Source organism: Streptomyces sp. NPDC023157, assembly GCF_055560575.1.
This window is the reverse complement of the sequence record NZ_JBVHIL010000003.1, coordinates 295,821-308,626: the sequence shown is the minus strand read 5'-3', so window position 1 is coordinate 308,626 and position 12,806 is coordinate 295,821. Positions and strand designations below refer to the sequence as shown.

Annotated in this window: 14 protein-coding genes; 5 read left to right on the top strand and 9 right to left on the bottom strand. The window is 76.1% G+C overall.

The window, feature by feature from the left end; genetic code table 11:
- Positions 1 to 67: 67 nt before the first annotated feature.
- From ACZ3ZE_RS12610 to ACZ3ZE_RS12600, 3 genes are all read right to left on the bottom strand, one after another.
- Positions 68 to 955 (bottom strand): universal stress protein, encoded by an 888-nt coding sequence (locus tag ACZ3ZE_RS12610; RefSeq protein WP_442305726.1) that lies wholly within the window; start codon positions 953 to 955, stop codon positions 68 to 70.
- A gap of 162 nt (positions 956 to 1,117) precedes the next feature.
- Complete coding sequence (locus tag ACZ3ZE_RS12605) at positions 1,118 to 2,551, bottom strand: acyl-CoA dehydrogenase family protein (RefSeq protein ID WP_361626435.1); 1,434 nt, start codon at positions 2,549 to 2,551, stop codon at positions 1,118 to 1,120.
- 156 nt (positions 2,552 to 2,707) lie between these two features.
- Positions 2,708 to 3,166, bottom strand: a complete 459-nt coding sequence (locus ACZ3ZE_RS12600) for an RrF2 family transcriptional regulator (protein ID WP_361179181.1) — start codon at positions 3,164 to 3,166, stop codon at positions 2,708 to 2,710.
- 84 nt (positions 3,167 to 3,250) lie between these two features.
- Here ACZ3ZE_RS12600 and ACZ3ZE_RS12595 point away from each other — a divergent pair, with 84 nt between their 5' ends.
- Both ACZ3ZE_RS12595 and ACZ3ZE_RS12590 read left to right on the top strand, forming a co-directional pair.
- Positions 3,251 to 3,361, top strand: coding sequence for a putative leader peptide (locus ACZ3ZE_RS12595; RefSeq protein WP_442305727.1), 111 nt, complete (start codon positions 3,251 to 3,253; stop codon positions 3,359 to 3,361).
- Between the two features lie 250 nt (positions 3,362 to 3,611).
- Positions 3,612 to 4,514 carry a glutathione S-transferase C-terminal domain-containing protein gene (locus ACZ3ZE_RS12590; protein WP_361179179.1) on the top strand — a complete coding sequence of 301 codons (903 nt, stop codon included), beginning with the start codon at positions 3,612 to 3,614 and terminating at the stop codon, positions 4,512 to 4,514.
- Between the two features lie 21 nt (positions 4,515 to 4,535).
- Here the strand turns inward: ACZ3ZE_RS12590 and ACZ3ZE_RS12585 are convergent, their stop codons facing one another.
- Positions 4,536 to 5,573: an NAD-dependent epimerase/dehydratase family protein gene (locus tag ACZ3ZE_RS12585; RefSeq protein ID WP_467258875.1), complete on the bottom strand. Its 1,038-nt coding sequence runs from the start codon at positions 5,571 to 5,573 to the stop codon at positions 4,536 to 4,538.
- 192 nt (positions 5,574 to 5,765) lie between these two features.
- Here ACZ3ZE_RS12585 and ACZ3ZE_RS12580 point away from each other — a divergent pair, with 192 nt between their 5' ends.
- Together ACZ3ZE_RS12580 and ACZ3ZE_RS12575 are read left to right on the top strand one after the other, a co-directional pair.
- A complete protein-coding gene (locus ACZ3ZE_RS12580) occupies positions 5,766 to 6,032 on the top strand; it encodes a DUF5133 domain-containing protein (protein WP_361179175.1) in 267 nt (88 codons plus the stop codon).
- Between the two features lie 80 nt (positions 6,033 to 6,112).
- A complete protein-coding gene (locus ACZ3ZE_RS12575; RefSeq protein ID WP_467258872.1) occupies positions 6,113 to 6,454 on the top strand; it encodes a DUF3040 domain-containing protein in 342 nt (113 codons plus the stop codon).
- Between the two features lie 101 nt (positions 6,455 to 6,555).
- On the opposite strand, the gene ACZ3ZE_RS12570 is transcribed toward ACZ3ZE_RS12575, so the two are convergent.
- Both ACZ3ZE_RS12570 and ACZ3ZE_RS12565 read right to left on the bottom strand, forming a co-directional pair.
- Positions 6,556 to 7,176 carry a DUF6058 family natural product biosynthesis protein gene (locus ACZ3ZE_RS12570; protein ID WP_467258869.1) on the bottom strand — a complete coding sequence of 207 codons (621 nt, stop codon included), beginning with the start codon at positions 7,174 to 7,176 and terminating at the stop codon, positions 6,556 to 6,558.
- Between the two features lie 102 nt (positions 7,177 to 7,278).
- The gene (locus tag ACZ3ZE_RS12565; protein WP_361179168.1) at positions 7,279 to 8,544 is read right to left on the bottom strand and encodes a D-alanyl-D-alanine carboxypeptidase family protein; all 1,266 of its coding nucleotides are present in this window, start codon (positions 8,542 to 8,544) and stop codon (positions 7,279 to 7,281) included.
- Between the two features lie 220 nt (positions 8,545 to 8,764).
- Between ACZ3ZE_RS12565 and ACZ3ZE_RS12560 the strand changes: the two genes are divergently transcribed.
- Positions 8,765 to 10,705, top strand: a complete 1,941-nt coding sequence (locus ACZ3ZE_RS12560) for an NAD-binding protein (RefSeq protein ID WP_467258866.1) — start codon at positions 8,765 to 8,767, stop codon at positions 10,703 to 10,705.
- An 80-nt stretch (positions 10,706 to 10,785) separates the two neighbouring features.
- Here ACZ3ZE_RS12560 and ACZ3ZE_RS12555 read toward each other — a convergent pair whose 3' ends face one another.
- From ACZ3ZE_RS12555 to ACZ3ZE_RS12545, 3 genes are all read right to left on the bottom strand, one after another.
- Positions 10,786 to 11,031 (bottom strand): hypothetical protein, encoded by a 246-nt coding sequence (locus ACZ3ZE_RS12555; protein ID WP_361179164.1) that lies wholly within the window; start codon positions 11,029 to 11,031, stop codon positions 10,786 to 10,788.
- 63 nt (positions 11,032 to 11,094) lie between these two features.
- Positions 11,095 to 11,574 carry an NUDIX hydrolase gene (locus tag ACZ3ZE_RS12550; RefSeq protein ID WP_361179162.1) on the bottom strand — a complete coding sequence of 160 codons (480 nt, stop codon included), beginning with the start codon at positions 11,572 to 11,574 and terminating at the stop codon, positions 11,095 to 11,097.
- A 47-nt stretch (positions 11,575 to 11,621) separates the two neighbouring features.
- Positions 11,622 to 12,806, bottom strand: a complete 1,185-nt coding sequence (locus ACZ3ZE_RS12545; RefSeq protein WP_361626421.1) for an FAD-dependent oxidoreductase — start codon at positions 12,804 to 12,806, stop codon at positions 11,622 to 11,624.

The following is a 12,806-nucleotide window of genomic DNA, read 5'->3' as shown; positions in this document are numbered from 1 at the left end:
CACTGGGGAGAGCCACCGGGGCGACGGCGATAACACTTTCCGGCCCCGGACAGCGCGACACTCCCCGTCAATCCTGTGGGTCAACCTCGTGAGGGACCACTGCGACCGGGCACGGGGCGAGGTGCAGGGCCGCGTGGGCCACCGACCCGATCCGCGTGCCGAGCGCGCCGCGCCGGACCCGCCGCCCCACCACGAGCAGCTGCGCGGAGCCCGAACCCGACAGCAGCACCTGCCCGGCGCTCCCCAGCTCCACGTGCTCGGTCACCGGGACGTCGGGGTACCGCTCCCGCCACGGGGCGAGCGCCTCGCGCAGCGCCTTCTCCTCGTACGGGACGAGCCCGCCGGCCTCGTCGGCGAGCCGCAGCGACCCCGGGCTGTACGCGAACAGCGGCGGCAGGCTCCAGGCCCGTACCGCCCTGACGGCCGCCCCGCGGGCCGCGGCCGCCTCGAAGGCGAACCGCAGCACGGGCGCGCTGTCCTCCGGGCTGCCCTGCTGGCCGACCAGGATCTCCCCGGCGGGCGGCTCGGCCGCGGCGCCGTCACGGGAGCGGACCGCGACGACCGGGCACCGGGCGGCGGCGATGATCTGCTGCCCGTAAGAGCCGAGGAGGTATCCGGCGACGGCACCGTGCCCGCGCGAGCCGAGGACGAGCAGCTCGGCCTCGCGGGAGGTGTCGAGCAGCGCGGCGACCGGCGTGTCGCCGATGACCTGGGCGGTCGTCGGGAGGTCCGGGTGGTGTGCGGTGACCGCGGCCTCGGCCTCGCGGAGCACGGCCTGGGCGGCCTGTTGCTGGGTCGTCGGGTCCTGGAGGAGGGGCAGGTCGAGCGGTTCCCAGCGCCAGGCGTGCACCAGGCGCAACGGGAGCCCCCGGAGCAGCGCCTCGCGCGCGGCCCAGTCCGCCGCGGCCAGGCTCTCGGGGGAACCGTCCACTCCCGCGACGATCTCACGACTCATCAGGCTGCCTCCGTCGGCTCGGTGTCGGGGCCGCCGGGGGCGGCCGGCCCGCTGTCTCCAGCTTGGGCCCATCGGCCGTCCGCCGAGAGGGCCGGAGGTCCCGTACCTGCGTGCCGTCCGGCCCCTTTCGGGCGGGGGTGCCCGTCATTTCGCCCGTACGGGCTACGCCAGCAGGGTGAGGCGGGCGTGGGTGCCGTTGAGGTAGTGGTCGCCGATGTCGCGCAGCCGGTGGTCGGGGGAGACCGGGGCGGTGAGGGCCCGGACGTTGCGCCAGAAGCGGTCGAAGCCCTGGCCGCCGGCGTGCGGGCGGGCCGCGGTCGCCGGGTCGACCAGTTCGAGGATGCGGGTGGTGATGTCCACGGCGGCCCGGTTGGTGACGGTCTCGGCCGCGGCGACCAGGACGGCGATGTCCGCGAGATCCTCGACGTCGAGCCCCCGTTCCTCGACGAGACCGTGGGCGAGGGCGTCCGTGGCCCGCTCGACCACCGCGGCGGCGGCGTGCGCGGCCGTCGCCAGCTCCCCGTAGGCGAGGAGGAGGTACGGATCGTCCCCCGGTCCGCCGCCGGAGAAGCCGACGAGTCCCGGGGACGGGAAGCCGGGCCCGGAGAGTCCCGGGAGCCCGGAGTGGCCCGGGAGTCCGGAGCGTCCCGGGCGGCCGCTCGTGCCGGTGGCGGCGAAGTCCGCCGCGAAGCCGTCCGCGAAGTCCGCCGCGAACGCGGCCCGGCCCCGTGCCCCTTCGGCGGGCGGTGCCGCCGCCTGGGTGGCCCGGCTGATGTCCCGGGCCTCGGCGAGCGCGCCCTCGGCGATGCCGAGCCCGACCTGGACCAGGAGCAGCCGCAGCGCGAGCGGTGCCAGGGTCGAGTACGGGGCGACGGCGTGCTCGTCCTGGGGGAGCGCGCCGAGCACCTGCTCCGCCCCGACGGGCACCTGGTCGAAGGTGACCGTCCCGGCGCCCGCGAGGCGCTGGCCGACCCGCTCGGCGCCCGCGTCGGTGAACACGGCCGGATGGGCCGGGTCGACCAGGACGACGAGCAGGTCCCCCGTCTCCGTACAGCGGGCGCCGACGACGAACCGGTCGGCGACGGTGACGCCGGAGGCGAAGGCGCGCCGCCCGTCGAGGACGTAGGCGCCGCCGCCGGCCGGGGTCAGGGTCAGTCCGGCCGGCGAGGAGTCCACGCGCGGCGGTTCGACCGCCCCGGCGAGCAGCCAGTGCTCCTCGGCGGTCCGGGTGTCGAGGTCGAACGGTCCCGCGGCGGGGCCGAGGAACCGCGAGGTCCAGGACAGGACGCAGTGGTGGGCGAGGAGTTCGCCTATCGAACCGTCGGCGGCGGCGATCTCCCGGATCACCCCGCACGCCGTGCGCCAGTCGGCGCCGCGGCCGCTGGGCCCCGGCGCGGTGAGCAGGGCGGGCAGTCCCGCCTCCTGGAGCCGGGCCACCTCGTCGAAGGGTGCCTTGCCCGCGCGGTCCCTGGTCAGGGCGTCGACGGCGAGGTCGTCGGCGAGTTCTCTGGTGACGCGGGGCCAGATCTCGTCGTCGGCCGGGCGGTAGGCCGGCGCGGAGGTGGGGCGTATCGCTGACTTCTTCGGCGTTCTCACGTCACCTCACATGATCCCTAGTATCCCCACTGGAATAGTAGGGATACTGGCAGAGGGTCGGCCCGCGCCCCAAGAGGCGTCCGCATCACGGACAATGGCGTCTCGAAAGCTGGAACGAGTCGCTGCCGACCAGCGGCGTCGGCGGTGGCCGGACGGTTACGGATTGGTCCAGGCGTCCGGGTCCTCGGCGAGCGCCACGACCTCGGGCGGCAGCTTCGCCGAGGCCAGCTCCGCCAGCGAGACCCCGTCCAGCACATGGCGCACGTTCGCCCGCAGCGCCACCCACAGGGTCAGCAGCGACTCGGCGGGGCCGGTGTACGACAGCTCGGGCGGGCGCACCCCCCGCACCGAGACCAGCGGCCCCTCCACGCACCGGATCACGTCCGCGACAGAGATCTCCGCGGCCGGCTTCGCCAGCCAGTAGCCGCCGTTGCCACCCCGCTGGCTCTGCACCAGGCCGCCCTTGCGCATGTCGCCGAGGATGCCCTCCAGGAACTTGTGCGAGATCCCCTGGCAGTCGGCGATGGCCTCGGCCTTCAACGGTCCGGCGTCCTGGGCCGCGGCGAGCTGGAGGGCGGCCCGCACCGCGTAGTCGGCCCTGGCTGAAATGCGCATAGGAGCATTATTCCGCAGTCTTGACGGGGGACGCGGACGATCCCACACTCATGGACGGGAAACCGAGCGAACAGGTAGGGAATCATGGGAGCCACGGACGCGGCGGAGACGGCACACGTCCCCCGCCTGCCCCGCTCCCTGCCGCTGACCTCCCGCCGGCACATCGACCTGCTGCGGGTCTGCAGCGCGGCGTAGCGCCCGTCCGGCGGATCACCAGCGGATCACCCGAATACCGGCGGATCGCCAGCGGAGCACCAGCGGATCACCGGTGACCGGTGGCGCCGTGCCCCGCACCGGCCGTTCCCGGCCACGTCCCGCCCCTCCGGCCCGCCGCCCCTCCACCTCTCCGCGCGATTCCTCCTTCCCGTACCTCTGCTGCCTCCGGGCGCGCGCCGACGCCGTCGTGCGCCACCGCGACCCAGCACCGAGCACCCCAGGGAGAAGCATGTCCGTCATTCCGTCGACCGCCCCGTCCGCCGTCCCCGCCGTCACCGCCGCCCTCCCCTCCGTCGTGCCGTCGATCGTCCCCGCCACCCTCACCCCGGCCTTCCGCGGCCGGATCGGCCGCGACGTGCGCAGCGGCCACTACGCCGTGCCGCACCGCTACCGGCTCCATCTGGCGCCCGCCGACCCCAGCTGTCTGGGCATCGCCGTGACCCACAGCCTCCTGGGCCTCGACGAGACGCTGCCGCTGACCGTCCTGCCCGCCGTCCCCGACACGCCCGACGGCGGCTACGCCGTCCTGCGCCCGCTGTACGAGGCCAGCGCCCACCAGTACGCGGGACCCGCCGCCGCCCCCGTCCTCAGCGACGCCTGGACCGGCCGCATCGTCTCCACGCACGTGCCGGACATCCTGCGCGACCTCGCGCTGCGCTTCCGCGGCGACGGACCCGAACTCCTCCCCGAGGCGCACCAGGACGAGATCCGGGCCGTCGCCGACCTGTGCGCGCGCAGCGTCCACGCCGCCGCCCAGCGCGCGGGCGAACTCGGCCTCGACGACCAGGCCGCCCACCACGACCCGCTCACCGTGCTCTTCGCCGCCCTCGGCTCCCTCGAACGGCGGCTCGCCCGCCACCCGTACGTCCTCGGTGACGCGCCCACCGCCGCCGACGTCACCGTCTGGGTCACCCTCGTCCAGCTCGACACCGTCCACCGCTGGCACCTCGACGCCGCCGCCATGGACCGCGTCGCCGGCCACCCCGCGCTCTGGGCCTACGCCCAACGGCTCGCCGCGCTGCCCGCGTTCGGCCGCCACCTCGACATCGACGGCGTCCTCGCCCACCACCGCGCCCACTGCCGGGGCCGGGAGGCGGCCGGTGCCGCGATGCGGATCGTCGACTGGGGCTGACGGGCCCCGGGGTACGGCGGATCAGCCGGTACGCCGGCCGGCGAGCGGCCCCGTGGCGTCGCCCGCGCCCGTACGGACCCCGCGCAGGAACGCCTCCAGGGCCTCGACCGAGGTCCTGGAGGGCACCCACTCCAACTCCCGCCGCGCCCGGTCCGTGGCCAGCAGCGGCAGGCGCAGCACCGCGTCGAAGAGCCCGGGGGACGACGGGACGACGCGCAGCCGCCAGGCCGTCGCCAGCGCGCCCCGCACTGCGGCGTTCGGCACCTTCACCGGGCGGGCGTCGAGCAGCCCGGCGAGCGTCGGGGCGTCGATCACCGGATCCGCCGCCAGGTTGAACGCGCCCCGCACGTCCCGCAGCAGCGCCCGCCGGTACGCGTCGGCCGCGTCGTCGGTGTGCAGCGTCTGGAAGCGCAGGCCGGAGAGTTCCGGTACGAGCGGCAACAGGTCCGGCCGGAACAGACGGCCCGGGAAGAAGCGCCCCGCGAAGATCCGCCGCTGCTCGCTCGCCGACTCCTCCTTGAACAGGAAGGCGGGCCGCATCCGGACCACCCGCGTCTGCGGGTGGTCGCGCTCGAAGGTGTCCAGGACCCGCTCCAGATACGCCTTCTCCCGGGTGTACGCGGCCCCCGGCCAGCCGTGCGTCGGCCAGGCCTCCGAGACCGGCGGACCACCCTCGGGCCCCGGGGAGTAGGCGCCGACCGACGAGGCGTGCACCAGGACCGGGACATGGGCGGCGGCGACCGCGTCGAAGACCCGTACCGCGCCCAGGACATTGGTCCGCCAGGTCACCACCGGATCGTGCGTCGGCTGGAAGCGCCAGGCCAGGTGGACGACCGCGTCCGCGTCCTCCAGGTACGGGGCCAGCCGGGGCCCGGCATCCTCCTGCGACAGGTCGACCTCCGCCCACTCCGTCCTCGCCACGGTCAGGGCCGGCCGGCGCCGGGCCAGACCGAGCACGGAGGCCACCCGCGGTTCGCGCTCCAGGGCGCGGACCAGACTCGTGCCGACGTTCCCCGTGGCGCCGGTGACGACGACACGCAGGCGATCGCTCGGGTTCATGACCTCGACCCTCCGACCTCCCCCGCCACGGTCTTCCCCTCCTCTCGACCTTCCGCCCTCGGCGCCGCCCGCGCACGCGGGGGACGTCCCGGACGCCCCGGCGTCACGGAGCGTGGCGCTGCGGGTCGCGTCGGTGAGCCTCCGGCCCCACGATGGTGGGGCCGGGGGGATGGCGTGTACCAGGAGGAACGGATGCTGCTCCCCGACCGCAACACGATCGACCGGCTGCTGCGGAACTACCGCACCCAGGAACGCCAGACCCTGGCCCTGCCGTGCGACCCCTCGGTCCTGCGCCGGTTCGAGGACACCGCGTACACGCTCTGCGTCCTCATGGGAGTCCGCACCGCCCGCGAGGCGGTCCGCGCCGCCGAGCGCTACCTGGCCGAGCCCCGTCCGGTCGTCGCGGTCAGGGCCCCGGAGGCGGTTGGCCGAGGGGGCGCGGGGGTAGGCGCAGGGTAGGGAGCGCGGGCGCCCACGGCCCGCGGAGCGCCCCGGGCCGCGCGGCGGCCCCGGGCGCACCCCGCCTGGAGGTGTCGGCGATGGACGAGGCACGGCTCTCGCCGCGAGAGCGGCGCATCCTGGAGGAGATCGAACAGAGCCTGGGCGCGGACCGATCCCTCGCCCGGGGCCTGCGCACCGGCCACGCCGGCCGTCACGGGCTCCGGCTCCGGCGCCCCGGCGGGCGCGCCACCGCCCTCCTCGGGGCCGTCGCGCTCACCCTCTTCGTGACCGCCGTCGCCACCGAGTCGCCCCCGCTGATCTGGGCCTTCGCCGCGGTGTGGGTGGTGACCCTGGTGTGCCTGCTCCGGCTGCTCCTCGACTGGTCGCACCGCCACCTCACGGGCGCGGAACGCCCCCGCCCGGACGAGCCGGACCGCTGAGACGGGAGGCTGCGGAGCCGAGCGGGCGGACCGCTGAGACGGGACGCTGCGGACCGGGCGGGCGGAACCCCTGAGACGAGGCAGCGGACCCGGACCGCTCGTCACGGCCGTGGGAAGCGGGACCGCACGGCGTCGACACAGGTGTCCCGGGAGGTCGGCCCGCCGAAGCGCAGCCGGTCGTACGGGGCGAAGTCCGGCTCCAGCCCGTCCAGCTCGTCCACCAGCGCGTGCAGGGCGGCCGACCACTCCGGGGAGTTCCCGGGCGAACGCACGGCCTCGGTGATCGCCGCCGTCAGCTCGTCCTTGCGGCGGATGGTGGCCGGGGTGACCCGGTGCAGACACACGTACTGCCCACTCAGATACGCCTCCCACTCCCGCGCGCCCTCGGCGGAGTCCTCCCAGTGCGCGGTGAACCAGGCGCGCAGCAGCTCCGGGCCGCCGGCCTCCTCCGTCGGTCCGAACAGGTCGTACGGCACCATCTCCGCACCGTCCGAACGCAGATAGCCCGGCAGCGGCAGCAGGCCGTCCAGCATCCGCCGCCGGGCGTCGTCCGCGTTCCGTCCGAGCGCCGCGCACAGCTCTTCGAGGGGAGTGAACTGCGCGCTCACGTAGGCGTCGTCCGCCGCCGTCATCGGATGCGCTCCGTTGACCTCGCGGAACCGCCGGGCCACCTCCTCCCCGTACCCGTCCCTCGCCACGTGTCCGTCCGTCCCCGTGCCCATCGGCCCACTCCTCGTGCGGTCCCGCCCGGGGCCCTCCCCGACGGCGCCCGAGCAGGCTAAGGGCCGGACGGTGCGGCGCCCGCCGAAACGTGCCGGCCGGACTCAGTCGGCGCGCGCCCCGAACCGCCGCCAGAGCCACAGGGAGAGCGCCGCGCCGAGCGCCGAGCCGACCAGGGCCAGCGGGAGTCCGGCCGCCTTGCCCGAAGGGGTGGCCTGCTGGTGCCGGTCGTGGCCGACCGGCGCGGCCGGTGTGGTCGCGTCGGCGGCCTCCGCCCCGGCCCGGGTCACGTTCCGGGCGGCGGCGCGTACGGGCAGGGGCGCTTCCTTCCGGGGGGCCTTCGCCGGCTTGAGCGAACCCACCGGCTGGATCCGGCCCGCCGCGTCGAAGCCCCAGTCGAGCAGCTCCCGGGCCTCCTCGTACACGGCGAGTCCGCCGCCGCCCTGCGGGTTCATCACGGAGACGACCAGCGTGCGGGCCCCGCGCCGGGCCCCCACGACCAGGGTGTTCCCGGCGTTGCTGGTGTAGCCGTTCTTGATGCCGAGGAGCCCGGGATAGCGGGACACCCCGTCCGCGCCGGTGAGCAGCCGGTTGGTGTTGGCGATGCCGAACGACGAGGAGCCGGCCGGGAAGTCCGCGTAACGGGTGGAGCAGTAGCGGGTGAACCGCGGGTCCTGGAGCCCCGCCCGCCCGAAGACCGCCAGGTCGTACGCGGAGGACACCTGGCCCGGCGCGTCGTAGCCGTCCGGTGAGACCACGTGGGTGTCGCGGGCGCCCAGGGCGCGGGCCTTCTCCTGCATCTGCCGGGTCATCGACTCCCAGCCGCCGTTCATGGCGGCGAGCACGTGCACGGCGTCGTTGCCGGAGCTGAGGAAGACGCCGTTCCACAGGTCCGACACCGTGTACGTGTAGCCCTCCTTCACCCCGACGAGGCTGCTCCCCTCGCCGATGCCGGTGAGCTCCGCGTCGCTCACGGTGTGCCGCTCGGTCCCGTCGTGGTGCGGCAGCGCGGTCAGCGCGAACAGGGTCTTCAGGGTGCTCGCGGGCGGCAGCGGCCGGTGCGCGTCGCGCGCCGCGAGGACCTCGCCGGTGCCCGCGTCGGCCACCACCCAGGACAGGGCCGACACGGAGGGCAGCCGCGGCGCGCCCCGCAACGGCTGCACCTGGGTGCCGGAGCGGTCGAGCCGGGCGGGATCGACGAAGGACCGCGCGGGCGGGGTCGGCTCGGCGACCGAGGAGGCGGCGGAGGCGGCGGAGGCGGGAGCGGCGGGGGCGACGGGAGCCGAGGCCGCGGCCGTGGGGACCGACAGGACGAACAGCAGCACCGCGGCACCGGCGGTGGCATGACGGAGAGCGGGCGTGACGATCATTCAGCCACGGTAGGAACGGGACGAGGCGCCCGCAGGCCGGAGTGCGCCGACCGGCGTAGCGGCTGTGCCGGAGGGTGGGCGCGTCGCCGCGCGGCCGGCCGGACCGGGCGCCGTCGGGACTGTCGGTGGGGCAGGGCATGCTGGTGACGTGTCCTCATTCCCGAACCAGAGCAGGCCCGTTGCCCCAACGGGCTCCGACGGCCCCGGCCCAGTCGAACACATGATCGTCTGCGGTGATGACGTGCTGGCCCACCGTCTCGCGGCGGAGCTGCACGAGATGTACGGGGAGCGCGTCACCCTGCTCGTCCCCGCACCCGTCGACACCCCCAGCCGCCCCGTGGCCCGCACGGGACGGGCCGCGGCGCTCTTCGGGCGGGTCACCGCCGCCGTCAGCCGCACCGCCGGCGCGGGAACCGGAACCGGAACCGGCGCCGCGGGCCCGGCCGGTGCGGGCGACCCGCGCGGCCCGGCCCAGGCTCGCACGATCCGGGTCATGGAGACCGGCGAGGCCGACGACCAGGCGCTGCTCGACGCGGGAGTGGAGCGCGCCGCCGCGCTCGCGCTGGTCCACGAGGACGACGAACGCAACATCCGCGCCGCGCTCGCCGCCCGCCGGCTCAACCCGAGGCTGCGCCTCGTCATCCGGCTCTACAACCGCAAGCTGGGACAGCACCTGGCCACCCTCCTCGACCAGGCCGCGGCCGTCTCCGAACCCGGGCTCGACCCCGAGAAGCTGGACGCGGCGACCAGCGTCCTCTCCGACGCCGACACCGCCGCGCCCGCCCTCGCCGCCACCGCCATCGCCGGGAGCAGAAAGGTGATCCAGGCCGGCGGACTGCTGCTGCACGCCGTCGACCGGACGCCGCCCGCCCGGGGCGAGGTCGCCGACCCCGGCCTGTGCACCCTGGCGCTGCTCTCCGCGACGGCCAGCGACCCGGCCGGCAGCGAGGGCTCCGAACGCAGCGGCGACCAGGGCCCGCAGCTGCTGCCCGACGACGCCGCCGTCGCCGCCGCCACCGGGCGCGGGATCGTCGCCCTGGAGGCCGTGACCTACGAGGGTCCCGCCCAGACCACCGGCTGGCTCAGCGCCTCCGCGCTGCCCGTCGGCTCGCTGTTCTCGCGGCGGCTGCGCTGGTCCCTCGCGGGAGTGGCGGCCGCCGTCCTCGGACTCGCCCTCGCGTCGACGTTCGCCACCGGCGCCAATCCGCTGCACGCCGCCTACCTGACACTGCTCGACGTCTTAGCCATCGGCGACCCCGCGGTGGGCGAGCCCACCAGCCGTCAGGTGCTCCAGATCCTCGCCGGGTTCGTGGGACTGCTCCTGCTGCCCGTCCTCGTCGCCGCGCTCCTCGAAGCCCTCGGCACCTTCCGCTCGGCGACCACCCTGCGCCGCCCGCCGCGCGGCCTGTCCGGCCATGTCGTGCTGCTCGGCCTCGGCAAGGTCGGCACCCGGGTGCTGGCCCGGCTCCGCAGGATGAACATCCCGGTGGTCTGTGTGGAGGCCGACCCCGAGGCACGCGGCCTCGCGCTCGCCCGCCGGCTGAGGGTCCCCACGGTCATCGGCGACGTCACCGAGGAGGGCGTCCTGGAAGCCGCCCGCATCCACCGGGCCCGCGCCCTCCTCGCCCTCACCAGCGTCGACATCACCAACCTGGAGGCCGCGCTGCACGCCCGGTCGATCAGTCCCGACCTGCGGGTCGCGCTGCGTCTGTACGACGACGACTTCGCCACCGCCGTCTACCGCACCCTGCGCGCCGCGCACCCCGGCGCCCTCACCCGCAGCCGCAGCGTCTCCCACCTGGCGGCGCCCGCGTTCGCCGGCGCGATGATGGGCCGCCAGGTCCTGGGCGCCATCCCCGTGGAGCGCCGGGTGCTGCTCTTCGCCGCGCTCGACGTCACCGACCACCCCCTCCTGGAGGGCCGTACGGTCGCCCAGGCCTTCCTGCCCGGCGCCTGGCGGGTCATCGCGCGGGGCGCCGCCGGGGTGCCCGCGCACCGCACCGGCTACGGCCTCGCCTGGCAGCTGCCGCCCGGCGACGTCCTCGGCCCCGGCGACCGCGTCGTGGTCGCCGCCACCCGCCGGGGCCTCGCCGAACTCCTCGGCCGCCGGCCCCGGCAGCCGGAACCGGCGGATCGCCGGGAGGACGGGCGGGTGGGCTGACAGAGGCGGGCCGGCCGGTGGGCCGACGGCGGGCGGGCCCGAGTGGCCCCCCGATCCGGCCGCGTCGCGCCGGCCCCGCCTCACACGGGCCTGCCCCGTTCCACCGCGGGCGACGCCCGCAGGGCCGCCACGAGGTGCAGCAGATGCGCCTCGTTCCCCGAGAAGCCCGCCTCGCGCAGCGCCTCGTCGGCCTCGGCCATCGGATGCGTGAGCATCGCCGCCGCGTACGGCTCGAGGCGCGGATCGGCGAGCACCGCCTGGGTGGATTCGAGCAGGCGCAGGTAGGCCTGGGCGGCGGCGCGCTCACGGCCGGTGATCGTCGTCATGCGGGGCTCCCTGTCGAGCTTGCGGCGGTCGTCCCCACCACCCTCTCGCACGGGTCTGACAATTCAGCTCCCTGGCCCGCCGAGGTGGGCCGCGAGGCGCTCCAGGAAGGCCTGCTGACCCGCCACCAGCAGGGGCGCGGCGGCCTCGAAGGAGAACCAGCCGACCCGGTCGAGCTCCGGGAACTCCCGTACCGTGCCGGAGCCCCGCGGCCACTCCATGGTGAACGTGCCCGGCACCACGAGCTCCGGGTCGAGATCGGCCTCGACGGCCCACACGGTGACGGTCTTTCCGTTGGCCTGCCGGATCTCGCCGAGGGGGACGGTCTCCCCGTCCGGCGGTGGAAGCCCCAGCTCCTCCTCGAACTCGCGCCGCGCGGCGGCCTCGGGCGGCTCGTCGGGGCCGTACTCGCCCTTCGGGACCGACCAGGCATGCGTCGACCGCCCGGCCCAGAAGGGCCCTCCCATATGGCCGATCAGCACCTCCGTACCGCCGTCGGCGGTCCTGCGGTAGAGGAGGAGACCGGCACTGCGCTTGTCGGGCATACCGCCCAGTGTGGAGGATTACGCGCGCCAGGGGAATCGGGCGCGTGCTACGGCTCGTCGAGCCGGATCACCACGGATCCGCCCGCCGGGTCCACGTCCGCCGTCCAGCCGGTGGGCGGACGGACCGAGCGGTGCGCGTCCACGCGTCCGGAGAGCCGTGCCTCGTACAGCACGCGCCCGTCCTGGGCCACGGTCAGGACCGGGCGGAGCAGCCGGCCGGCCGGGCGCAGCAGCAGGGTGGGGGCCGGTCCGGTGAGACGGTTGGGCGAGACCCAGCGCACGGCGCCCTCGGCGGTCACCGGGACTCCGGGGCCGGGCCAGGGCGCACCCGCGAGCCGGGCGAGGACGGCGGCGGCGACCGCCCGGCCCTCCGCCGCGGCCACCACCGCGGGCTCCACGCCCCGCAGCAGGTTGCCGACGGCGAAGACCCCCGGCACGGGGGTGCGGAACGCCGGGTCGACGGCCGGGCCGCGGGTGGTGGGGTCGAGGGGGACGCCGCCGGTGCGGGCGAGTTCGTGGTCGGGGATCCAGTCGCCGGTGAAGACGACCGTGTCACAGCGCAGCAGCCCGGTCCGCCCGTCCGCGCCGCGCACCAGGACTCCCGACAGGCGCCCGCGGCCGACGAGTTCGAGCACCGTCGCGCCGCGCAGCGCGGGCCCCGGCAGGCGCGGTCCGCGCGGCGGCTCCGACACGACGGCCGCGACCGTGACCCCGGCCCGGCGCAGGGTGCGCACCGCGTGCCGGGCGACCGGCTCCGAACCGACGACGACCGCCCGGCGTCCGATCCGCTCCCGGCGCAGCCCGAACAGCTCGACGGACTGCTGGAGTTCGCCGGTGCTGAACACCCCGGCGGGACGGCTGCCCGGGACCAGGCGGGCGCTGCGGGACCGTTCGCGGGCCCCGGTGGCCAGGACCACGGCCCGCGCGGTGATCCGTTCCAGGCCGGTGGGCGCGGTGACCTCCAGGGTCAGCGGGCCGGCCCAGCCCGTCGCGCCGACCCCGGTGCGGACCACCGCCCCGGCCCGTACGGCGGCACGCACCGCCCGCCGGGCGTACCCGGGCCCGGTGAACGCCCCGAAGCCCCCCCGCGCGCAGTGCCGCGGTACCCCGCCCGCGGTCCGCTCCCGCTCCAGGACCTCGACCCGGCCCGCGCCCGCCGCCGCGAGCCGGGCCGCCGCGGCCAGCCCGGCAGGGCCCGCGCCCACGACCAGGACATCGACGAAACGGTCCAC